Source organism: Flavobacterium flavigenum (assembly GCF_027111255.2).
GTDB classification, from domain to species: Bacteria; Bacteroidota; Bacteroidia; order Flavobacteriales; family Flavobacteriaceae; genus Flavobacterium; species Flavobacterium flavigenum.
Genome location: NZ_CP114285.2, coordinates 1239394 through 1265040 on the forward strand (window position 1 = coordinate 1239394; position 25647 = coordinate 1265040).

Here is a 25647-nt window from a genome sequence, read left to right on the forward strand (position 1 = left end):
CAGCAATTTTTTGGATATTATTATATTAAAATTAACTTTGTCTATAGAATTAGTAGAATTTAATATTTGTATTGAAACCATATAAAAAACTACATTTTGAAAACAAACCAAAGCATATCGTATTTTATTTCTTCTACAAAAAATACTTATAACACATCTTGTTGTTGTATGTGCTTCTGTTGCTAATTGTGAAAGCAATTGTTTGTTCATTTTCAATTCCAAACTCTAATTGAAATAAACAATCCCATAAATTCAAAAAATTATTGTTTACTGCAAATCTGTTCCACACAATTATTTGTGCCGAAACAGCATTTGAAACTATATCTGAAAAACAAAAAAATTAAATTAAAACTAAATAAAAATGAAAAAGATGCACAACAGCTGCTGTAAATAAAGAAAAAAAGCCATTTCTGCGGCAACAGAAATGGCGTGGCTTAAAGAAAATTTATCGCTAAATAAAAGAAACACGAGAGAGTTGAAAAATCAACTTTCAGGGCCTCTTGTTAATTACTTAAACCAATACAAAGAAATGAAAAAAAATATAAATGTTTACACATTATTATTTTTCCTGTTTTTACTATCAGGAATAAATGCACAAAATACAACTCCCCTTATTCAGTCAAAACTGGATGGGACAATAGTGGATGACATTACAAACCAGCCAATTATTGGAGCTTCAGTTATTATTAAAGGAACAACACATGGGGTTCAGACAGATACTGAAGGAAAATTTTATTTTCAAACTGGTCAGAAATTGCCTTATACTTTAATAATAACCTATATCGGATATAAGAAAACTGAAATTATTGTCGACAAAAATCCTGTCACTATCAGTTTAAAAGAAGAACGCCAGGAACTGGATGAATTAGTCGTTGTTGGATACGGTTCTCAAAAGAGAAAAGACATTACCGGTTCAGTATCCTCTGTTCCAAAAGCAAATCTTTCTCAGGTTTCATCATCTGCAGATAATTTATTACGCGGTGCAGTTTCGGGTGTGGTAGTTACACAAAGTTCAGGTCGTCCGGGTGCTTCTTCAAGTGTTCGTATTCGTGGGGGAAACTCTATTACTGCGGGTAACGAACCTTTATATGTTCTGGATGGAATTTTGATTTACAATGACAATGCCAACAGCTCCGCCGGAATAGCAAATGCAGGAGCGAGTTTGAACGTTTTGTCCACCATTAACCCATCTGATATAGAATCAATTGAAGTTTTAAAAGATGCTTCTGCAACTGCAATTTATGGTTCTCGCGGTGCAAATGGTGTTGTTATTATTACCACTAAAAAAGGAACAAAAGGTCAGGATAACATTTCGTATCAGGGTTATTTTGGATTTCAGAATATTTCAAAAAAACTTAGCGTAATGAATGCCAGCCAATGGGCAAGCTTACGAAATGATGTTCAGGCAAGTATTGGTCAGGCACCCTCTTTTACTGATGCACAAATTGAAGCTTTTAAAACTTCCGGTAACTACGACTGGCAGTCTGCAGCTTTTAGAAGAGCAACTCCGGTTCAAAATCATCAATTGTCATTTTCGGGCGGAGATGAAAGGTTCAGATATTCTGTTTCTGCCGGATACTTTGATCAGGAAGGAATTGTTTTAGGATCTGATTTTAAAAGAATTTCACTTCGTGTTAACTACGAAAAAAACTATTCTCAAAACTTTAAATTCGGCGTAAATGCCAATTACAGTAATTCTGTTTCAAATGGTATAGCAAGTAATAGTGCCGGCGGAAGAAACCCAAATCCTTTAGTGAGTGTTTTATTAACCGCTCCGGTTGTTCCTATTCGAAATGAAGATGGTACCTATAATGTAAAAAATAATATTTACGCCACTTCTGTTAACGGCTTTGTTCCAAACCCGATTAATGACTTGGAAAATACAATTAACGAAACTAAAATTAACCGAATTCTTACCAGCTTATTTGGAGAATACAAAATCACTAAAAAACTGACTGCGAAAGTTGCGGTAAGCGGTGACGTAATCGATACTAAACAAAATTATTACGCTCCTGCAAATACATCAAACGGAGCAGGAACAAAAGGTTCTGCTGCCATAGGTGACAGATTGGTGAGTTCTGTATTAAATGAAAATACCCTGAATTATAATACTAACTTCGGCGAAAGCCATAAATTCTCAGCTTTAGGAGGTTATACACTTCAATATACTAAAGGAGAAGTCGTTACAGCAGGATCAAATACTTTTGTAAATGATGCCAATACTTATAATGCCTTACAAGATGGTGTCGCAGTAAAACCATACAGCGATGCATACGAAAGTGTTTTAAAATCATGGCTTGCAAGGGTAAACTATTCTTATAAAGGAAAATACAACTTTACACTTTCTGCCCGTGCAGACGGATCTTCAAGATTTGGTTCTGAATCGCGCTGGGGTTATTTCCCGTCAGCAGGTTTCTCATGGAATATTACGGATGAAGAATTTGCAAACAATATCAAAGGTGTAACTGAGGCAAAACTTAGAATTACTGCCGGAACAACAGGAAATCAGGAAATTGGAAACTATCTGGCGTTAGCTCAAATGGGTTCTGTAAACTATTCTTTTGGCGGAACATTATACACAGGACTTGCTCCTACCCGATTATCTAATCCGGATTTGAAATGGGAAAAAACAACACAGTACAATGTTGGTTTAGACTTATCATTATTTGAAAGAAAAATCAATTTTGTTTTTGATGTGTATTACAAAAAAACAAACGATTTGTTAATCAGCGTTCCAGTGCCGTTAACATCAGGATATGCAAGTGTACTTCAAAATATTGGAGGTGTTGAAAATAAAGGTATTGAGATTGGTTTAAATACAGAAAACCTAAAAACAGAAAATTTTTCATGGAATTCGAACCTTGTATTTTCTGCTAACAGAAACAAAGTCGTAGCAATTGGAAACGGAGTCAATCAGTTTTTTCCTGTAGTTCCAAACGGATCTTTATTGCAGCAGCAGCCTGTAACGGTAAAAGTTGGTTTGCCATTAGGAACTTTCTGGGGATACAGAACAAATGGAATTTTCCAGACTCAGGAAGAAGTTAACACACAGCCAAAAATCAATAGTTTAGCCAACACAAAAGTGGGAGACAGAAAATATGTTGATACCAACGGAGACGGTGTAATTACAGCTCTGGATAAAGGAAATTTAGGTTCATCTCAGCCAAAATTTGTTGGAAGTTTCAGCAACACAATTTCTTATAATGATTTTGATTTGAATTTTTCTTTTCAGGGTTCTTATGGGGCTAAAATCTTCAATGCTTTAAATCAGCAGTTAGAAATTTCTACTCTTGGAACAAATGCTTCAACTGCTTTAGCTGACCGCTGGACACCAGCAAATCCAAGTAATGAAATTCCGAGAGCAACAAGTTCTCCTTTAGGAATAGTTTCTGAGCGTTATGTAGAAGATGCTTCTTTCCTGCGACTAAAACTGATCACTTTAGGATATACATTGCCTAAAAGCATTTCTAAAAAATTAGGTACAAAGAGCGTTAAATTTTATGTATCTGCAGAAAACTTAATTACATGGACAAAATACACCGGCTATGATCCAGAGGTAAGTTCATACGAACAAAATAATTTATATCCGGGAATTGATTTTGGTTCTTACCCAAACTCAAAAACATTCATCTCGGGACTGAACGTAACTTTCTAAGCAAAAAAATATAAAATGAAAAAGATAATCATAACATTACTATTGAGTGCCGGACTCTTTGCATCGTGCACCGACCTTGAGGCAACACCAACCTCTTTTGTAACCGAAGACAATTACTTTATAACTCAGGATGATGCTATTGCAAGTGTAACTGCGGTTTATGCTTCTTTAAGCCTAGATCCGGGAGAGCAGAGCTTATTTGGAAGAAACTTATATTTCTTAACCGATATGGGGTCTGATTATGCTGCGGCCGGGGTTTCTGCAACAAACCCTCAGGTTAGGGCAATGAGCAGTTTAACACACGACGCAACAAATGACCGTGTTCAGGTGGCATGGAGACAAATTTATGCCGGAATTAACAGAGCCAATGTTGCTATTGACAACATTCCAAAAGTAACCGGAAACGAAGAAGTAAAAACAAGATTGATCAATGAAGCCAAATTTATCCGCGGATTGCTTTATTTTCAGGCAGTTCGTATTTGGGGAGGCGTTCCGATTGTATTACACGAACCCACTTCTATTCAGCTGGAAAGCTTAAAATCAAGAAGAGCAACTGTAGAGGAAGTTTATGCTCAGATTATTAAAGATCTGACAGATGCAGAAAGCTTACCGGCATCTTATACAACTGCCGATGCCGGACGCGCCACTTCCGGAGCTGCAAAAGCGATTTTGACCAAAGTATATTTAACCCGAAAAGATTGGGCAAATGCTATTTTGAAAGCAAGAGAAGTAATCAACGGCGGATATGGATATGCATTATTCGAAAACTTTCAGGACATTTTTACAAAAACAAAAAAGAACGGAAAAGAGCATATTTTCTCTGTACAGTTTGAGCCAAACCAAGCCGGAAACGGTTCTAGCGGAAGTACTTTTCAGTCCACATCATTTACCGGATTTACGGCAACAGAACCTGCTGATATTATCTCAGACGTAGCTTTGTTTTATGATATTTATGCACCAGAGGATGTAAGAAGAGATGTGAGTTACAAAAAACAACTATTGAATCCGGCTACCGGAACACTTTATACTTTTCCAAAACCTATTTTCAGCAAATATCTTGATCTGACCAATTTAGCAACTCCTTCAAATGTAGCTATTAATTTTCCGGTTATTCGTTATGCAGACATTTTATTGTCTCTGGCAGAAGCCATAAACGAACAAAACGGAGCACCAACTGCGGAGGCTTTTGAATTGATTAATCAGGTAAGAAGAAGAGCTTTTGGAAAACCAATCACAACGCCAGACGCAACAGTAGATCTAGTCGGATTAAACCAAACCACTTTTAGAGCTGCAATTCAGGAAGAACGTAAAAAAGAGTTTGTTCAGGAAGGCCAGCGCTGGTTTGATCTGGTTCGTTGGGGAACTTTGGTTACTGAAGTGAAAAAAGTTACGGCAAAAAACTCCGTTTCAGAACGTAATAATCTGTATCCAATTCCGCAAAGCGAAAGAAATATTGATCCGGTAGGATTACCTCAAAATCCAGGTTATTAATAAACAAGTAAATAACAATGATTAAAAAACTCTTCATTATTGCCCTATTGGTAATTGCACAATTACAAATGTCTGCACAGAAAAAGCAACCTAACATCATCGTCATTCTGGCAGATGATTTAGGTTTCTCAGATATTGGCGCTTTTGGCTCAGAAATTAAAACTCCAAACCTGGATAAGCTTGCTAAAAACGGGCTTATTCTAAAGCAGTTTTATAATGCCGGACGCTGTTGTCCTTCACGGGCTTCATTACTTACGGGATTGTATTCGCACCAGGCAGGTATTGGGGACATGGTTCAGGACAAGGGACTTCCTGCCTATCAGGGTTATTTAAATGAGCATTGCATTACAATTGGACAGGCACTCAAACAGGCAGGATACAACACTATCGTATCGGGAAAATGGCACGTAGGTTTGGTTCCGTCAGCCTGGGCAGTTAATAGAGGGTTTGATGATTCTTTTATTTTACAAAACAATGGAAGCAGTTATTTCAACTCGGAACCTTTATATAATGATGGAAGAAAGGTTACTTTTTTGAAAGGGGATCAGGAAATTACAAGAACAGACAAATCTACTTATCTGACTCAGGAAATAACCAATTTTGCCATTAATTCTTTAGAAAAACACAGCAAGGAACAAAAGCCTTTTTTTCTGTATGTTGCCTATAATGCACCTCATTGGCCCGTTCAGGCATTACCTGAAGATATTGCTAAATACAAAGGCAGATACCTAAAAGGCTGGGATAACCTAAGAGCAAGCCGTTTTGAGAAATTAAAACAACAAGGTATTATTGATAAAAACTGGGACTTATCCAATCGTTTTGTAAAAGTACCAGATTGGGAAAAATTAAGTGCCCAAGAAAAAGACAAATGGGACACCCGAATGGCAATTTACGCTGCTATGATTGACCGAATGGATGCCGGAATTGGAGAGATTCTGCAAAAAATAAAATCTCTGGGAGAAGAAGATAATACACTTATTCTTTTTCTTTCTGATAATGGCGGTAGTGCAGATGATGTAAAAAACTGGAATTATGTTACCCAAAAAAATGGAACACCAGGTTCAGCAGGATCGATTGACAGTTATGAAAGTCCATGGGGAAATGTAAGCAACACGCCTTTTCAGTTATTTAAAAAAAATACTCATGAAGGTGGTATTGCTTCGCCTTTTATTGCTTATTATCCAAAGCATATCAAAAGCAGTACACTAAGTAATAGAGTAAGCCATCTGATTGATATTTTTCCGACTTGCCTGGAGTATGCCGGCTTTCAATATCCAGATTCTTTTCAGGAAAAAAAACTAATACCCTTAGAGGGTATTAGTTTAAAAAAGGAATTTGAAGGGCAAAAATCTGATGCACATGAAGCTTTGTTTTGGGAACATGAAGGCAGTAAAGCAGTACGAAAAGGTCAATGGAAAGCAGTAGCCGAAAACAATCAGCCCTGGGAATTGTACAATCTTGCTGCCGACCGGACCGAAACAAAGAACCTGGCAAAATCAGAACCAAAAATCCTTCAAAATCTAATTGAATTACATGAGAAATGGTCAGCAAAAGTAGGTGTAGAAAATTGGAACAAAATAAAATAACAGTACTGAAAATAATATTACAATCAAAATACTCAAAAGTAAAATGATCATTTGAAATCAAAAGAAAATGAAATTAGTATGGCCTGTTATTTATCTGGTGCCGTTGTCGATTTTAATGGGCATTTTTTCTATTATCCGTTTTATAAAAAAACAGATCAATAAGCCTGTAAAAACAAAATAAACAACAGTTATTCCTAATTCCTCACTTTATAATTTATCAAAAGACTACAACAAAAAACTATACTAAACACATATAATTAATAAACATTTAATTAATCGCTTAAAATATAAAACAATGAAAAAATTTAAAAACAACAGTAGAATCAAAAGTCCAACAAGAGGGATTTTGATTACAGCACTACTAGCAACTCAGTTTGGATTTGCACAGGAGAATCAAAATGCAGAATTTAAAGGAGTTGTGGGTAAAACATTGGCCGATTCAAAAGAATATTGGCCTGAGCCAGTAAAAGCCCCAAAAGGCGCTCCAAATGTGGTTTGGATTTTACTGGATGATGTAGGATTTGGCGCTTCCAGTGCTTTTGGAGGATTAATTGACACACCTACTTTTGACGCTTTGGCAAATAATGGGTTACGTTATACCAATTTTCATACAACCGCTATTTGCGCCCCTACCCGCGCCGCTTTATTAACTGGAAGAAATTCAGGCAGAGTTCACGTTAGCGGCTTTTCTCACACCATTTTATCTGCGGGCTTCCCGGGTTGGGATGGCAGAATTCCATCAGACAAAGGAACTATTGCTGAGATTTTACGGGAGAACGGCTACAACACTTTTGCAGTAGGGAAATATGGTATAACTCCGGATGAGGATGCTACAGATGCAGGTCCGTTTGACAGATGGCCTACCGGAAAAGGTTTCGATCATTTCTATGGTTTCTTAGGATCACAAACCGATCAGTACAACCCTGATTTGGTAGAAGATCAGGTGCATATAAAACCAGACGGCCGCCATCTGAACGAATTAATTACCGATAAAGCAATCAGTTACATTCAGAAACAACAAAAAGCAGCTCCCGGAAAACCATTCTTTTTATATTATGCACCCGGAGCAGCACATGCACCTCATCAGGTGGCAAAGGAATGGAGTGATAAATACAAAGGAAAATTCGACGAAGGCTGGGATGTGTATCGTGAAAGAGTTTTGGCAAACCAAAAGAAACTGGGTGTAATTCCTGCCAATGCGGTTTTACCTGAACGTAACCCATTAATTGAGGAATGGAAAAAACTGACTCCGGATCAAAAGAAGTTATATGCAAGATTTATGGAAGTTTATGCAGGATTCCTGACGTATACCGATGCTGAAATTGGAAGAGTTGTAAATTACCTCAAAGAAACCAATCAATTTGATAACACTGTAATTTTTGTGGCAATTGGTGATAACGGTGCCAGTAAAGAAGGCAGTCTGGTAGGTACTATCAACCAAAGTCTTTTTGCTCAGGGTACATCTGACGAAAAAAACCTTCAGGATAATTTAGCCAACATCGGTGAAATTGGAACTCCTCAGGGACGTAATACCAATTACCCTTTGGGCTGGGCACAAGCTACGAATGCACCGTTTAAAAACTGGAAACAGGATGCTCAGTCAGAAGGAGGAACGCGTAATCCTTTGATTATTCATTATCCAAACGGAATAAAAGATAAAGGCGGAATCAGGAATCAATACAGCCACGTAAACGACATTTTGCCTACTACGCTTGATATTGCAGGAATCAAAGCTCCGGAATATATTAAAGGAATTAAACAAGATGTTATCCAGGGCTCTTCTTTATATACTTCTTTAAATAATGCTAAAGCAGAGTCGTTACACAAAGTGCAATACTACTATATTTTTGGAAACAGAGCCATTTACAAAGATGGATGGAAAGCAGCCGCAGCGCATCCGGACCCGTTTACCTTATTGAAAACTGCTGGTAAAAATCAGGCACCTTCAGCAAACAGTTTTGATAATGATGTTTGGGAATTATACAACTTAAACGAAGATTTTAACGAACGTAATAACCTGGCCAAAAAATATCCTGAAAAATTACAAGAACTAAAAAAACTGTTTGATGAACAAGCCAAAGAAAACAATGTATATCCGTTAATTGACTGGCAGGATGTACTGGGCAGAAAAATTCACAATAGCGGAGCTGACAAAGGCAAAAACCTTCAGGAGCTGATTAAAGAAGCTACAAAAGGAGCAAACGGCAGTTCGCATTAAATAAATAATGAATATGAATTTACTCCAAATTATAAATTAAAGTATTAACAAAAAAATTGAAACACATGAAACTAGTAGATTATCAAATTATAGGTAAAAAGATTATCGTTGGGGCGATTCTTTTTTTGGTTCCGCTTGTGATTTTGGCGGGCGGCTTAACATTAATCAATCAATTTTTAAAATAAGAAATCATGGCAACAGTTCAAAATTCAAACAAAAATCTGACAAGAGATTTAAGCATTAGTCTTTTTATATACGCATTACCGGTATTGGCAATTTATCTGTATTTTAAATTAAGTAATAACGTGGTAAGCGAATCGCACATTGCATTACCCGCTTTTTTGGAATTTGCAAAACCTGCCTTCCAAAACATTCGTACCTGGGGATTAACCGTTTTTATGATTGTCCTGGGCATTATAGAATTTACAGCAGGTCTTTACGATGATGAATGGACAGGAGAAGAACGCAAAATTGACATTGTTAGTTTCCTTGCTCCAAAATTAATTTTACCAGCGGTTATTTCTTTTTTCAGCTTAAAGGTTTTACCAGTTTTGATTCCGAATCTTGAAAACGCACTTTCGTGGGTTCCGTTTTGGGGAGGTTTTTTTTTAATCGCGGTTGCAGATGATTTGACCCAATACTGGTACCACCGTTTACACCATCAGGTTCCCTTTTTGTGGCGTTTTCACAGAACGCATCATTCGGCTCCATACATGGGAATGGCGATGCTTTCAAGACAAAACTTTATCTACACCATCTTTTTCTCTCAAATATATTTAACAGCAACGTTGACATTTTTAGGTTTAGGACTGCCGGCTCTGTTTGTTTTGGTGATAAAAAGTATCATCACCCTAACGGCACATTCGAGCATTGCCTGGGACAAACCATTTTACAAATACAAAGTTTTGCATCCGATTGCATGGGTGTTGGAAAGATTAATCTCTACTCCGGCTACACACCATGCACATCACGCAGATACAAGCGGTGATGGCGTTGGACACTTTAAAGGCAACTTTGGAAATATGTTTTTTATCTGGGATGTGATTTTCGGAACAGGTTTAATTACGCGTCAGTTTCCAAAATCATATGGTATCAAATCCTATAAACAGGAAGAATGGTATGCGCAGTTCCTTTGGCCAATATTCAAATCTAAAAAAGAAGGAAGCGCACTGGCAGAAGGAGTTCTTTCTGTACCCTTAAAACAAACTCCAATTATTGAAAATCAGCCAGTACTTGAAACCGTTCAATCCTAATATCATGAAAAATAAAATATTAAAAAACAGTATCTCTGTCGTAACTCTTTTTGTAACAATTATTGGCTTTTGCCAAAATAAAAGCTCCAATACAGTATCATTAGATGTCTATTACAGTAAAATTCAGGCTGAAAAAAAACCACAAATTATTGATGCCAGAGGTCCGGAAGAATTTGCTTTAAACCATATTAACGGAGCGGTAAATTTTAATCTGGAATCTAAAGATTATGCTCAGCAGATTGCAAAATTAGATAAAACAAGGCCCGTTTTCACTTATTCTATCGGAGCAGGAAGAAGTGTCTGGCTTGCTGATGATCTGTTAAAGAAAGGTTTTAAGGAAGCTTATAGTTTAGAGGGTGGAATTGCAAACTGGATTGGCAACGGAAAACCATTTTATGCTAATTCAAAAAGTAAATTAACATTGGCAGAATACAATACAATCATCGCTGAAAATAAAGATGTTTTGGTAGATATTGGATCCATTTATTGTGGTGCCTGTAAAAAAGTTAAACCAGTTCTGGAAACTATCAAAGCCCAATATGGTACGAATCTGAAAGTGATAGAAATTGATCTTGAAGATAATCCGCAATTCATAGCCGACTTGAAAATAATAAAAGTTTTTCCAACCTTGATTTTATATAAAAACGGTAAAATAGTTTTCAAAAAAGAAGGTACAGCCGATTTGAAAAAAGAGGTAGATGTAGCTTTGGCACAAAAATAATTAAATCGTTATACGTTTTTAGTGTAATCTAAATCCGTCTTCTCATAAAAAAGCAAATATATTTTACTCTTTAATGCACTAGAAATATGGTATTTAAATTTGATATCTTTATGAGTTTTAGCTAAAATAATCTGTCAAGCCTATTATGTTTATCCATAATTTTTAATACAAACCAAAACACCTGTAAAAAAAACAACCAATGCTTATTAAAACAAAACAACTTAACCTTCATGAAGACTGGACAGTCGTATTATTAGGGTTCTTAATCATCGGCATTTCACTGTTTGTATTTCTTCCTGAAGTCCCGGTATTCAAGTGGTCAGACGGATCCGATTTATTGACAGAAGTATTTGCTGCCGGAAATCTGCAAGTGCTGCTGATTCAGTTTATTTATCTGCTTGTTATCGGAACTATGGCTGCTTTTTTAATTGGCAAATCTGTAAAAAACTTTTTGTTGGGTTTCCCAATCGTTTATCTGTTAACTGTTTTAGCTTTGATTATAGCAGGAAATACTTTTATAAAAGGACTCAATTTAGAAGCCGTAATTTTTAGTTTGATCATTGGTCTGGCAATTGGTAATTTTTTCAAACTTCCGGAATGGTTTCGCTCAGCGCTTTCTACAGAAGTTTTTGTAAAAATCGGATTGGTTTTATTAGGAACCAGCGTCATTTTTTCAGATATTTTAAAAGCAGGTTCTTTAGGATTGATTCAGGCTTTAGTTGTTGTATTATCAGTTTGGTATTTTGCTTTCTGGCTTTGTAAAAAACTAAAAGTCGATGATGAACTCACCATGATGATTTCAAGTGCGGTTTCTATTTGCGGGGTTTCGGCTGCTATTGCAACATCGGGAGCGATTAAAGGCGATTCGAAAAAACTGTCGTATGTGATTTCGATGGTATTGGTAACCGCCATTCCGATGATGATTTTCATGCCCATAATTGCAAAATATTTTAATTTTCCAGAAGAAGTAACTGGAGCCTGGCTCGGAGGAAGTATCGATACATCCGGAGCTGTTGTGGCATCTGGAACACTGGTTGGAGAAACAGCTTTGAAAATCAGTACCATTGTCAAATTCTCTCAAAATGTTTTATTGGGACTGGCCGCTTTCGCAATCTCAGTTTATTGGACATACACTCATAATAAATCGGAAGAAGCTATGGCTTCAAAACCAACTTTAAGTGTAATCTGGGAACGTTTTCCAAAGTTTGTACTTGGATTTATATTCGCCTCTTTAGTCTTTTCATTCTTACTGACTTCTGAAACAAGAGATACTGTAAAAGACAGTCTGAAAAATATACAGGGAATTTGGTTTGCCCTAGCTTTTACCAGTATCGGTTTAGAAACCAACTTTAAGGATTTATTCAGTAACAACAGTAAAAAACCATTGTATGCATTTTTGATTGCGCAGTTTTTTAATGTGGTTATTACCCTGATTATTGCTTTTTTATTGTTTGGAAAATAATTAAGAACTATAAAAATTTCCTTTTCAATGATGTAATAGTAGTTTTAAAACTACATAAAACAAGAGTGTCTAATACCTAAATTGGTATTTGACGCTCTTGTTTATTTTTAAAAATACTTAAAAATCAATAACTTAAAAACAACTTTTATATTTCTACTACTCAATTCTTTCCCCCCACTTCAAAAAAAATTAAAAAAACTTTTGGATATCATTATATTAAATTTAACTTTGTCTATAGGATTAGTAGAGTTATAAATTTTATCAAAAAAAAAATAATATTTTGAAAACAACAGGTAGCACAACCCATTACATTCTTATTGAAAATTACATTTATAAGACTTCTTCTTGTATGTGTGGCTGTTGCTAAATCTTCACGATTACGTCTGCCAATTACTTTTTTTTATAATTGATTTCAGGCGAATCATTACCTCATCAAAAAATTTAATGTAAATACCACGCATTTTGCTTCAATTATGGGCAAAAAGCATATTTAAATATATTCAAAAACAAATTTTAAACTCAATAATATGAAAAAAATGAACTGCAACTGCTAAAACCAAAATATTTCTGCGGCAACGGAAATATCAGGATTAAAGAAAATTTATCGCTAAATGAAAGGACTACAGAGAGTTTAAAACAAACTTTCAGGGCTCCTTGTATAATTACCTAAACAACGTAATGAAAAAAAATATCAACATCCTTTTTTGGATTAGCATTTTATTGATTTCAGTCGGAATTAATGCCCAAAATACACAAGCAACAATCAACTCTACATTGAACGGAACTGTTATTGATCAGGTTACCAATCAGCCAATTCCGGGAGTTAATATTCAAATTAAAGGTACCACCCACACAGCAGTAACCGATTTAGACGGAAAATTCTATTTCCAGACCGGTCAGAAATTCCCATACATACTGATCGTAAGTTATATTGGTTATGTGACTGCAGAACACACTGCAAATACCGATTTTGTTCAGATTTCGTTAAAAGAAGACCGCAAGGAACTTGACGAACTGGTAATTATCGGATATGGAAGCACGACCAAAAAAGATTATACAGGTGCTGCCGAAACCGTTTCTTCCACAGCATTAAAAGCAACGCAAAGAACACTCGAGAGTTCGCTTCAGGGTTCTGTGGCGGGTGTAAATGTTACACAAACTTCAGGTCAGCCGGGTGCCAGTTTAAGTATCCGAATTCGTGGAGGAAGTTCAATACAGGGAGGAAATGAACCTCTTTATGTAGTGGACGGTTTTCCGCTTTACAATTCCGATTTTACAGCCGGAGTTTTGAGCGGTACACCAACCAATCCTTTATCTTCCATAAATCCGGCAGATATTGAATCTATTACGGTTTTAAAAGATGCTTCTTCTACAGCTATCTACGGATCAAGAGGTGCCAATGGTGTCGTTATTATTACTACCAAAAAAGGATCTGCCAGTGCCATGACAGTAAATTATGATTTTACGATTGGTCAGCAGGAAGTCCGCAATAAAGTGGATGTTCTGGATGCAAAAGGTTTCGCCCGACTTAGAAATGCTGCTCTTTACGATACAAATCCTGCTTTGGGACCAAACCAATATTTAACCGATGCACAAATTGCCGCATTAGGCAAAGGTGTTGACTGGCAGGAAGAAGCTTTTCAAAAAGGACTTGTACAAAACCATCAGCTGAGTATTTCTGGTGGTAATAACCAAACCAAATACGCTGTTTCCGGAAATTACTACAATCAGGAAGGAATTATAAAAAACACCGGTTTTGAAAGGCTAAGCGGAAGAGTTAATTTAACTTCAAAAATAAGCAGCAAAGCAAGATTTGGACTGAATCTTACTATTGCAGAAACGAAATCAAAAGTTGCTCCTGCAGGTTTAATCACTTCTTTATTGAGCATGCCTCCTACTGCGACTATTTATGAACCGGATGGTAGCTACACTTTACGTAATCCTTTTGAAAACATATTCGCAAACCCGATTGCAACTTTAAACGAACGCAAAAACGAAGCGATTACAGATCGTATCCTCGGGACTATTTATGGTGAATATGATATTTTGAAGAATTTGGTTTTCAAAGTATCTTTTGGAACCGACCTTATTTTCAACAAGGAGAAAAGTTATCTGCCATCCTCTATTTATGAAGGTTTGATTACTAATGGAGAAGGAAAAATCGGTACAGCAGATTCTAAAACATGGTTAAACGAAAACACATTGACCTACTCTAAAATTTTTGCAGAAAAACACAGTCTGAACATTCTGGCAGGTTATACACAGCAAAATTCTACAAGGGAATTTGTGACGGCAGGATCACAGCAGTTTGTAAACGATGTAACCTATTATTACAGTCTGCAAAGTGGAAATGTGGCATTAATGCCTACTTCCGGAGAAAGTACCTGGGCTTTGAACTCGTATTTATCAAGGGTAAATTACAATTACGATTCAAAATATTTCTTAACAGCAAGTTTAAGAGCCGATGGTTCTTCCAGATTTGGAAAAAACAACAAATGGGGTTACTTCCCTTCTTTCGCTGCGGCATGGCAAATAAGCAACGAAGATTTCTTTTCTCCTCTAAAAGATGTCATTAACAGCTTAAAAATCAGAAGCAGTTATGGCGCTACAGGTAATCAGGAAATTGGGGAATACCAGTCACTTTCGACATTAAGCAGTGTAAAATACCTTTTCGGAGATCAGATTTATACCGGTTTTACACCAACGAGAATCTCAAATGACGATTTAGGATGGGAACTGACCAATCAGTTTGATGCCGGTGTTGACTTAGGTTTTTTTGATGATAAATTAAACCTGACGGTAGATGTTTACCGCAAGACAACGAAAGATTTACTGTTGGCTGTTCAGATTCCGTACACCACCGGATTTACGTCTTCTTTGCAAAACTTTGGTACGGTACAAAATCAGGGAATTGAGTTAGGAATCAATACAGCTCTTGGAAATACAGCATTTTCATGGACTTCGAATTTTAATATCTCATTCAACAGCAATAAAATTATTGCTTTGGGAAATGACGCCGAATTCTACACTTTCGGAAATTATATCCTGAAAAAAGGAGAATCATTGGGAACTTTTTACGGTGCTGTAACCGACGGAATATTGCAGACCGCAGATGTTGCCACAAAAGGGGTTTTTACAGGAAATACAACTCCTAAAGCAGGTGATCGTTTGTACAAAGATATTAATGGAGACGGTGCTTTTACAACCGCTGCTGACAGAACCAGCATTGGCGATGCACAGCCTGATTTTATCTTTGGCTTCACCAATAATTTTAGCTACAGAGGTTTTGAATTATCAGCACTTATCAATGGATCTGTTGGAAATAAAATCCTGAACGGAAATGCTCAGGCTTTAGAATTATACAATGGTCAGCAAAATGCTTCTACAAGTGCTTTGGATGCCTGGACGCCAACAAATCCAAGTACAACAACGCCCCGTGCTAAACTGGATCCGGCTCCCGTTTTTTCAAACCGATTTGTGGAAGACGGTTCTTTTGTGAGAATCAAGAATATCACATTCAGCTACAATTTACCTAAAAAAACGGCAGAAAAACTGCTTCTGACTTCTGTGAAATTCAGAGTTGTGGGAGAGAACCTTTTCACATTTACCAAATACACAGGATTCGATCCTGAGGTAACCAACGGAACCACTATTTCTCCAGGAACAGATACCGGAATTTATCCTGCATCCAAAACAATTTCGGGTGGTTTAACCGTAACATTTTAAAAAAGACAATCATGAAAAAGACAATTCTATATAGTTTATCACTTCTTTTTATCATTAGTGCTTGTAATCCTTTGGATGAAAATCCGAAAGCTTTTATCGGTTCAGGTAATTTTTACAATACAACAGAAGATGCTGATGCGGCCGTACTATCCATTTACAATGCCATCAACAGCAGCACACACACGCTTTACAATCGACTCATTCAAATCTCAACCGAAATGGCAACGGATGATTATGAAGCAGGTCCAAGAGCCAGAAATGCGCATGTTAGAGCCTTATCAAATTTAACTCATGATGCCTCAAATGACCGTATGCTGGAAATCTGGCGTCAAAGTTATGACGGAATAAACAGAGCGAATGTCGCCATTGATAACATTGCTAAAAATCCGAATTTAAATTCACAAAAGGACAAGGATTTAATCAATGAAGCGAAGTTTTTAAGAGCCGTTTTATATTTCAATATTGTGAGATGGTTTGGAGATGTGCCGTTGGTTTTACACGAAACTACTTCACTTACTCCGGAAGCAATAAATCCTCCCAACAGCCCGGAAGCTGATGTTTATGCACAGATAGAAACCGATTTACTTGATGCTGAAGCTTTACCGGTTGTACAGCCAATTAAAGGAAGAATCACTTCGGGAGCTGCCAAAAGTTTATTGTCGAAAGTCTATCTGACGCAAAAAAAATGGCAAAAAGCGGCTGATAAAAGCCAGGAAGTTATTGACAGCAAGGTGTATGATTTATTTGAAAATTTTGCTGATGTGTTTAATGTGGCCACCAAAAACGGCAAAGAGCATATATTTTCGGCACAGTTTAAAGGTCTTACCAACTGGAACGGAAACATGTTGGCTTCTACTGCTGCTCCTACCTCCGTTCCCGGAATTGCAGGAGATCAGGCGGATGCACTACATACTGCCGGAGGTTTGTTTCAGGCTTTCGCCGAAAATGACAAACGAAAATACATCACGTTTGCTGTAGAATTTGTGAGTCCGACAGATGGAAAAACATACAAAGTAAGTCCGCATTTCAACAAATATTTTGATCCTGCAACTCCTGCTTCACCAGGGCAGTCTTCAAAAAATACACCTATTATTCGATTTGCAGAAATTTTGCTAATCAATTCAGAAGCATTAAATGAACTTAACGGACCAACAACAGAAGCCTTTGCAGGAATCGACCGTGTTAGGGAAAGAGCCGGAATTGATTTACTGTCGGTTACTTCTCCTTCCATCAGTCAGGATGATTTTAGGGAAGCCGTTTTTGAAGAAAGAAGAAAAGAACTGGTGTACGAATACCAGCGCTGGTTTGACCTGGCAAGAAGAGGTCCTGATTATTTTGTTGCCAAATTAAAAGCAGCGGGTAAAACGAATGCACAGCCAAAACATGTTCATTTCCCAATTCCGCAAAGAGAACTGGATCTGAATAAAAATTTGAAACAGGTTCCGGCGTGGAGAGATAAATAATTTTAACACATAGAAAAACATAGGCTTTCTTTTATTGAAAAGGATATAAAAAAGAAACAAGTTTCTCAACACATAGCTATGTGTTTTTTGAATAAGTGAAACGCCTTTTAGGCTTACAAATCTATGTTTCTATGTGTTAAAAATTTCTAGAGTTAAATAAATACTAACAGTAATTATAATAAAATGAATAAAAAAATGAATATTTTATTTTCTGTTCTATTGACAGGAATAATTGGTAATTATCGAGCCAATGCACAAACCAATTCGGCAAAACCAAACGTAATCCTGATCATGGTGGATGATATGGGTTATTCTGACCTGGGAAATTATGGATCAGAAATAAAAACTCCAAACCTGGACAGATTAGCAACCGAAGGAACACGCCTTCGCGAATTTTACAATAACTCGATTTGTGCACCAACAAGAGCTTCACTTTTAACAGGGCAGTATCAGCACAAAGCGGGTGTTGGTTATTTTGATGTAAACTTAGGATTACCGGCATATCAGGGTTATCTGAACAAAGAATCTTTAACTTTAGGAGAAGTTTTCCGTTCAGGAGGTTACAGCACTTTAATGTCCGGAAAATGGCACGTAGGTTCTGAAGACAAAGCGCAATGGCCAAACCAAAGAGGTTTTGATAAGTTTTACGGAATCTTAAAAGGTGCTTCTAATTATTTTAATACGGATGGATTGCCTTTTGGAAAAACGCCTTATCCTGTAGCTTTGATTCGTAATAATGAAGAACTGCATCCTAAAGCGGATTCTTATTATTTTACAGATGAAATCGGGAACAATGCTGTTCAGTTTTTGGATGAACAAAATAAAGAAAACAAACCTTTCTTTTTATATTTAGCTTTTACAGCTCCCCACTGGCCATTACAGGCAAAACCGGTTGACATTGCTAAATACCGTGGAAAATTTGATGAAGGCTGGGATGTTCTAAGAGAAAAAAGAATCAAAAAACTGAAAGAAAACGGTATTTTATTAGCAGACCAAACCATTGCTCCAAGAGATCCTGAAGTACCAGAATGGAACAAATTAACCTACGACGAAAAACAATTCTGGAAAGCTAAAATGGAAGTCTACGCTGCAATGGTAGACAATATGGACCAGAATGTGGGTAAAGTTTTAGACAAATTAAAAGCCCTGAAAAAAGACAAAAATACTTTGATTATTTTCATATCTGATAATGGTGCTCAGGGCGGTTTCAATACCTACAATCCGTTAAGAAGAGGATTAGTGAAAAATGACGGGCCAATTGGAACTTCAGGTTCTTTCGATTATCAGGAACAAAACTGGGCTTATTTGTCGAATACGCCATTACAGGATTATAAAAACAATATGCACGAAGGTGGTTTTAGTTCTCCATTTATTGCCTGGTTTCCATCCAAAATCAAAGCAGGAAGAATTGATAAAGGAACCGGGCATTTAATTGACCTTGCCCCTACTTTTTATGATTTAGCAGGAATTCAGTATCCAAAAGAACTGAATGGCGTAACGTCTAATCCTTTACCTGGAAAAAGTTTACTGCCTGTTTTAATTGATGGTGCATCTGAGGTAAACCGTGGTGCTCCGATATTCTGGGAAAGAGCCGGAAACAGGGCCGTAAGAGATGGAAAATGGAAACTGGTTTCTATCTACCCTTCTTACCAATGGGAACTTTACAATCTGGAAAACGACAGAGGTGAAACTAAGGATGTAGCACAGCAAAATCCGGGTATTGTAAACGAACTATCAGCTAAATATTTTGACTGGGCAGACAAAACCGGCGTGGTGGAATACAGCAAATTCAAACAAAAAAATGAGCTTATTCCGGGTGCAGCGGCTAAAAAGTAATGGCGTTTTTGATATTTTATGCCATTATAAATAAAAGGCGATTGTTGATTCAATCGCCTTTTGTGTTTGTAAATACTGGGTTTCGCTTTTCTTCAAATCTTAAATGGCATCTTACTTAATATGTTGTAAAATTTGCCGAACCTCAGCGATATCATTGACAAAATACCTTGCTGCTGTTTTTGTATTTCCAACCTTTATCGTGTAAGCACTATCCAGCAATTCCTGAAACATGAATTCGTCAGTCCAGTCATCTCCAATGGCTAAAATAAAATCATAATTACCCTCAGTTACCAATCTTCCTGCTGCACGTCCTTTATTTACATTACTGCTCTTTACTTCGAGTACTTTATTCCCTTCGAGCACTGAAAGTGAATTATTAGCCAAAAGGCTTGTCAGGACATGCTTGAGTTCCATGGTTCTCAAATTCGCAAGATCTGCATCCGCTCTTCTGTAATGCCAGGCTAGAGAATAGTTTTTTTCTTCAATAAAAGTACCTGGAGTACTATCTGTAAAACTTTCAATAATAGGCCGGATATTTTCTTTCCATTCTGTTTTAATATGTTCCAGGCTTATCCATTCTTTTTCTTTTTTTCTAAGCCATACTCCATGATCCGTTATTAAAGTATAGTTTTTATGTCCAAACCAGCTTTCGAGTGTTTTACGGTCACGTCCACTGATTATGGCAATTTCTGTATTTTCATCTGCTGCAATATTGTCCAGAAGGGCATATAATTCATCATCTGGACTTGCCTCTCCGGGTATATTCTTAAATCCTACCAGTGTTCCGTCATAATCCAGTAAAAGCAGTCTTTTCCCGGAATTCTTATAATCCAGTGAAATATCGTGAAGTATTTCAGGATTCATTTTTTTGGTAATGGTGACAGGGGGTGAAGTTTTAGTCAATTCAAGAGCATTCAGAAATGAGTCGGCCCATTTTTCTACATTATAGCGTGACACTCTTTTCTGCAAGGTTTCCAGTCTCGATTTTTGTTCGGCTTCAGGCATTTCAAGAGCATATTTCAGCGTATCGGCAATCTGCTCAAAATTATTGGGGTTTACTAAAAGTGCCTCATACATTTCTTTAGCAGCACCGGCCATTTCGCTTAAAACAAGTACGCCTTTTCCTTGTGTTTTTGTTGCTATATACTCTTTGGCTACAAGATTCATTCCGTCCCTTGTTGGCGTAATAAGTGCTACATCAGCAGCAACATATAAATCAATGAGATCATCAAAGGGCATTGACCTGTAAAAATACCAGATCGGTGTCCAGTTTACCGTTGCAAGCTGTCCGTTTATCCTGCCCACTAATTCGTCTGTTTCCCGCTTTAAACGCTGGTATTGCGGAACATTCTCCCTTGAGGGAACAGAAAGCATTACCAGACGTACTTTTCCCTTATACTCAGGATATTTGTTCAGGAAATATTCAAATGATTTTATTCTGCTTGGAATTCCTTTTGTATAATCCATTCTGTCGATTGACAAAATAAGTTTACTTTCAGAAAAAGACATATTATGCAGTTCGAGACTATGCATCAGATCAGACTTATTGGCATCCGGACGAGCTGCATGTTCAAGAGCCGAATTAAAGTACTTGTCATAATCAATTCCCATAGGAAAAGAATCTACTTTTACAATTCTGTCTTTGTAAAATATTTCATTAAATCGAATTTCAAGTCCGGCAATCCTGGATGTCGAACTGATAAAATGCCGAACATAATCATAGGTATGAAAACCAATAAGATCGGCACCAAGCATACCGTATAACAATTCATCGCGCCACGGACAAGTCCTGAAAAGTTCAAATGACGGATACGGAATATGAAGAAAAAAACCAATGGTAAGGTTTGGCATTTTCTGCCTTAGTAGTTCAGGAACCAGTAACAGCTGATAATCATGAATCCATACAGTATCTCCTTCGTTTACATTTTGGAGGATAACATCGGCAAACTTCTGATTGACCTGCTTATAAGATTCCCAATGTGTAATTTCAAATTCTGTATATGCCTGAAAATAATGAAAAAGAGGCCACAACGCGGTATTGCTAAAGCCATAATAATAGTTCTCAATATCGTACACTGTCAGGGGAACACTGATGCATTTTTCTTTTGCCAATGCAATTTCAACTTCATTTTTCCTTTCTGGTTCAATTTGTTCATCTGTAAGTCCAGACCAGCCTATCCAGATTCCGTTTCCTTCAGAGTGAACTGATTTCATTCCGGTCGCAAGTCCCCCTACACTTGATTTTACTACTAACTTTTCGTCATCAAATTTAAGGTCTACAGGAAGGCGATTGGAAACTATAATTGTTTTATTCATCAAAAAATGGTTTGGATTAATAACATCGTTTTAGTAAATTTAAATAATTAATACCCTTTTACCTAACTAAAAGATGACTTTATGAAGAATTTAAACTATGGTATAATTGGTAATTGTCGCAGTGCTGCATTGGTTTCGGATAAAGGAGCTATCGAATGGTGCTGCCTTCCAGAATTTGATTCTGCATCAGTATTTGCAAAAATATTAGATCAGGAAATTGGCGGAAGTTTTGAAATACAGGTGACTGATGATTATACAATTACCCAAAAATATATACCGAACACAAGTATAGTAGTAACAACCTTTTTTAATGGTACAGATGCTTTTGAAATTAACGATTTCATGCCGCGATACCGAAAAGAAAAAGGAGGATATATGGCGCCTCCGGAAATTATCCGGTATTTTAAAAAGCTATCAGGAAATCCTTCATTCAGGATAATTTATGATCCCCGTCTGGATTATGCATCAGGTGTGACAAGCAGCTATGTTAAAGAACACCATATTGTCAGCCTTACCGGTACAATAAAATTCGATTCACTTTTCCTGTACAGCAATTTAGATTTGGAAAGTATTGCCAACGGAAACGAAATCACACTTAAAGGTGACAGTTATCTGCTAATGGCTTATAATGAGAAAATTTTTATTCCAACGCTCACAAAAATAAATTTGGAGTTTGAACGAACCAAAACCTACTGGCTTAGCTGGAGCGATAAAACAACTGAATACAAAAAATACAATGAGCAGATTGCCCGTAGTGCCATTACGCTAAAATTACTCAGTTATGAAAAAACAGGCGCTGTTTTGGCTGCTGCCACAACTTCACTGCCGGAAACTATTGGCGAAGTGCGAAACTGGGATTACAGATTCTGCTGGATTAGGGATGCTTCGATGGTAGTGAAAGTGATTTCTGAACTTGGTCATAAAAAACTGGCTAAAGATTACCTGCAGTTCATTATTGATTTAGTTCCTAATAAAGATGAGAAACTGCAAATCATGTATGGCATCAATAAAGAGAAAAAACTGACCGAAGAAACACTCGATCATCTCAGCGGATACATGGGCAGCAAGCCGGTAAGAATTGGTAACGCAGCGTATTCTCAGCGTCAGAATGATATTTATGGTATTTTGATGGATGTGATTTACCAGCAGCTCATCTCTTTTAGTAATGATACTGAAAACGGCGAAGAACTCTGGAACATAACCAAAGGAATCGTTTGGGTTGTAAATAAGCACTGGCAGGAGCCTGACAAAGGAATCTGGGAATTCAGAACCGAGGAAAGACATTTTACATTCTCTAAAATATTATGCTGGACAGCCATAGACAGAGCCATCAAAGTTGCCAGAATATTAGGCAAAAAACACAAAGCAGAAAAATGGGAACCTTTGGCTGCTGCCATAAAAAATGACATCATGGAAAATGCCTGGAATGAATCGGTACAGGCTTTTACACAATCCTATGGCTCTAATGACCTTGATACTTCAGTACTGTTAATGGAAAGTTACGGTTTTATTGAAGCTATGGACCCAAAATATGTGGCAACAGTTAAAGCAATTGAGCGTGATTTAAGCAATAACGGACTTTTATACCGTTATAAAAACAAGGACGATTTTGGTCTTCCGTCTTCTTCTTTTACGATTTGTACTTTTTGGTTCATTAACAGCTTGTACAAAATTGGAGAAGAAAAGAAAGCGGAAAAACTTTTCGAAAAATTACTATCTTACAGTAATCATTTAGGATTATTCAGTGAAGATATCGATTTTGAAACCAAACGACTTTTAGGGAATTTCCCTCAGGCATATTCGCATTTAGCCCTTATAGAAACAGCTATCAATCTTTCTAATATTACTCATGAAGAGGTAGTGCTTGATGCGATACGATAATTTTTTAAGCAATTACAACAAAAGCGATTGTCTCAGGACAATCGCTTTTGATTTATATAACTAGAAAGAAAGTGAAATTTAAGATGCCATAGCAATTTCTAATGGTGCAGCTATTTTTGCTAACGTAAGCGGATCTGAATACCCTAAGAAAAAAATATCCAGTATTTCCTGAAATACAGGATCTGCATTTTCTGCCTGAGAAAAAAGTGTCATTGAAGAACGAAGCTTTCTCGCATCTAATTCTCCCAGAATAGCCTCAATCGATTTTGCTTTATACTCTAATAAAACTTTACAAATTTCAATTAAATGTTTCGCTAAGACAGGATGATTTAAAAAATCTTCTGCTTCTTTAAGATCTGCAAGTGCATAATACTTTGCTATCGTGCTTTTTCCCAAGCCTTTCAACTGAGGAAAAATAAACCACATCCAGTGCGTTTCTTTCTTCCCTTTTTTTAATTCGGAGTAAGCAGTAAGATAAAGTTTGTTCTGTGCATCTAAAAAGCGTGTTAAATCATTATTTGCGTAAGCCATTCTGAAATAATTTATAAGGTTAAACAATTTTTTAGGTTTGTTTATAAAGTCCTCCAAAACTACTCAGCTTCCCGGCTTACAGTTTTATATAATTATTAAAGTCACATTATATAATTTCAATTTATAAAAACCAAAACAGCTGCAAAAACAAGTAATGCAGCTGTTTCGAAAAAATATACAATTAAAAGAATTTTAATTTTTGAAATAATTCAACGATTTTTCAATAATAGAAAGGCATTCCTTAATTTGATCTTCAGTAATAACCAAAGGCGGAGCCAGACGAATTTTGTTTCCGTGAGTTGGTTTTGCCAATAATCCGTTATCCCTGAATTTCAGGCAGATTTCCCAGGCCAGATCCGATTCTTCATCAGTATTAATTACAATCGCATTTAGTAAACCTTTTCCGCGAACCAGTGTAATTAAATTATTACTTTTAGCAATTTCGTTTAAACCTTTTCGCAAAATAATTCCCAGACGTTCAGCATTTTCAGCCAGTTTTTCTTCTTTTACCACTTCAAGGGCAGCAATTGCAACAGCAGCCGCAACAGGATTTCCGCCAAAAGTAGATCCGTGCTGTCCCGGTTTGATTACGTTCATAATTTCGTTATTTGCTAAAACCGCAGAGACAGGATAAACCCCTCCTGAAATTGCTTTTCCTAAAATCAAAATATCAGGCTGAACATTTTCGTGATGAACCGCTAAAAGTTTTCCGGTACGCGCAATTCCGGTCTGAACCTCATCTGCAATAAACAACACATTATGTTTTTCGCAAAGGGCTTTTGCTTTCGCTAAATAACCTTCAGACGGAACATAAACTCCCGCTTCTCCCTGAATAGGTTCTACCAGGAAGCCGGCAATATTTTTTGATGATTCCAATGCTTTTTCTAAAGCCTGTAGATTATCATATTCAATTTTTACAAAACCTTCTGTAAAAGGGCCGAAACTCTTGCGGGCACTTTCATCATTCGAAAATGAAATGATGGTGGTAGTTCTTCCGTGAAAATTATTCTCGCAAACAATAATCTGTGCCAGGTTTTCATGGATTCCTTTTACTTCATAAGCCCATTTTCTGCACAATTTCAAAGCTGTTTCTACCGCTTCGGCACCTGTGTTCATTGGCAGGACTTTATCAAAACCAAAATAATTGGTTACGTACTCTTCGTAATTTCCTAATTTATCATTGTAAAATGCACGGGAAGTTAAAGTCAGTTTTTGCGCCTGCTCTACCATTGCCCCCACAATTTTGGGATGACAGTGTCCTTGGTTTACGGCAGAATAAGCGGATAAAAAATCATAATATTTCTTTCCGTCCACATCCCAGACATACACACCTTCCCCCCTGTCTAAAACTACAGGAAGCGGATGATAATTATGAGCTCCGTATTTGTTTTCTTTCTCTATTAAAACTTCTGATTTAGAGGAAAGAGTTTCTTGTGTATGTGCCATGATTTTGTATTTATAACTTTTACAAAAATAATTATATTATATTATTCAACAACAAAAAACAC

At 36.7% G+C, this 25647-nt stretch carries 14 protein-coding genes; 11 read left to right on the plus strand and 3 right to left on the minus strand.

Annotation, left to right across the window (positions count from 1 at the left end; genetic code table 11):
• Window positions 1–529: 529 nt before the first annotated feature.
• The 10 genes from OZP09_RS04565 to OZP09_RS04610 all read left to right on the plus strand — a co-directional run bounded on the left by OZP09_RS04565 (window position 530) and on the right by OZP09_RS04610 (window position 19411).
• Entirely contained in the window at window positions 530–3655 is a 3126-nt protein-coding gene (locus OZP09_RS04565) for a SusC/RagA family TonB-linked outer membrane protein (RefSeq protein WP_281310369.1), read from the plus strand.
• 15 nt (window positions 3656–3670) lie between these two features.
• A complete protein-coding gene (locus OZP09_RS04570; RefSeq protein ID WP_269236746.1) occupies window positions 3671–5146 on the plus strand; it encodes a RagB/SusD family nutrient uptake outer membrane protein in 1476 nt (491 codons plus the stop codon).
• Window positions 5147–5163: 17 nt separating this feature from the next.
• Window positions 5164–6732 carry an arylsulfatase gene (locus OZP09_RS04575; protein WP_281310370.1) on the plus strand — a complete coding sequence of 523 codons (1569 nt, stop codon included), beginning with the start codon at window positions 5164–5166 and terminating at the stop codon, window positions 6730–6732.
• Window positions 6733–7027: 295 nt separating this feature from the next.
• Window positions 7028–8950: an arylsulfatase gene (locus tag OZP09_RS04580; protein ID WP_281310371.1), complete on the plus strand. Its 1923-nt coding sequence runs from the start codon at window positions 7028–7030 to the stop codon at window positions 8948–8950.
• A gap of 191 nt (window positions 8951–9141) precedes the next feature.
• On the plus strand, window positions 9142–10203 hold the full coding sequence (locus OZP09_RS04585; protein WP_281310372.1) for a sterol desaturase family protein: 1062 nt from the start codon (window positions 9142–9144) through the stop codon (window positions 10201–10203).
• Window positions 10204–10207: 4 nt separating this feature from the next.
• Window positions 10208–10924 (plus strand): thioredoxin domain-containing protein, encoded by a 717-nt coding sequence (locus tag OZP09_RS04590; protein WP_269236751.1) that lies wholly within the window; start codon window positions 10208–10210, stop codon window positions 10922–10924.
• Window positions 10925–11123: 199 nt separating this feature from the next.
• Complete coding sequence (locus OZP09_RS04595) at window positions 11124–12386, plus strand: YeiH family protein (RefSeq protein ID WP_281310373.1); 1263 nt, start codon at window positions 11124–11126, stop codon at window positions 12384–12386.
• Between the two features lie 678 nt (window positions 12387–13064).
• Window positions 13065–16112, plus strand: coding sequence for a SusC/RagA family TonB-linked outer membrane protein (locus OZP09_RS04600; RefSeq protein ID WP_269236753.1), 3048 nt, complete (start codon window positions 13065–13067; stop codon window positions 16110–16112).
• 11 nt (window positions 16113–16123) lie between these two features.
• Window positions 16124–17575, plus strand: a complete 1452-nt coding sequence (locus OZP09_RS04605; protein WP_269236754.1) for a RagB/SusD family nutrient uptake outer membrane protein — start codon at window positions 16124–16126, stop codon at window positions 17573–17575.
• 195 nt (window positions 17576–17770) lie between these two features.
• Window positions 17771–19411: an arylsulfatase gene (locus OZP09_RS04610; RefSeq protein ID WP_269236755.1), complete on the plus strand. Its 1641-nt coding sequence runs from the start codon at window positions 17771–17773 to the stop codon at window positions 19409–19411.
• Between the two features lie 111 nt (window positions 19412–19522).
• On the opposite strand, the gene OZP09_RS04615 is transcribed toward OZP09_RS04610, so the two are convergent.
• Window positions 19523–21727: a bifunctional alpha,alpha-trehalose-phosphate synthase (UDP-forming)/trehalose-phosphatase gene (locus tag OZP09_RS04615; protein ID WP_281310374.1), complete on the minus strand. Its 2205-nt coding sequence runs from the start codon at window positions 21725–21727 to the stop codon at window positions 19523–19525.
• Window positions 21728–21808: 81 nt separating this feature from the next.
• On the opposite strand from OZP09_RS04615, the gene OZP09_RS04620 reads away from it, so the two are divergent.
• Entirely contained in the window at window positions 21809–23608 is a 1800-nt protein-coding gene (locus OZP09_RS04620) for a glycoside hydrolase family 15 protein (protein ID WP_269236758.1), read from the plus strand.
• Window positions 23609–23686: 78 nt separating this feature from the next.
• Here the strand turns inward: OZP09_RS04620 and OZP09_RS04625 are convergent, their stop codons facing one another.
• Window positions 23687–24139 carry a DUF1810 domain-containing protein gene (locus OZP09_RS04625; protein ID WP_269236759.1) on the minus strand — a complete coding sequence of 151 codons (453 nt, stop codon included), beginning with the start codon at window positions 24137–24139 and terminating at the stop codon, window positions 23687–23689.
• A 192-nt stretch (window positions 24140–24331) separates the two neighbouring features.
• Complete coding sequence (rocD, locus tag OZP09_RS04630) at window positions 24332–25585, minus strand: ornithine--oxo-acid transaminase (RefSeq protein WP_281310375.1); 1254 nt, start codon at window positions 25583–25585, stop codon at window positions 24332–24334.
• Window positions 25586–25647 lie beyond the last annotated feature (62 nt).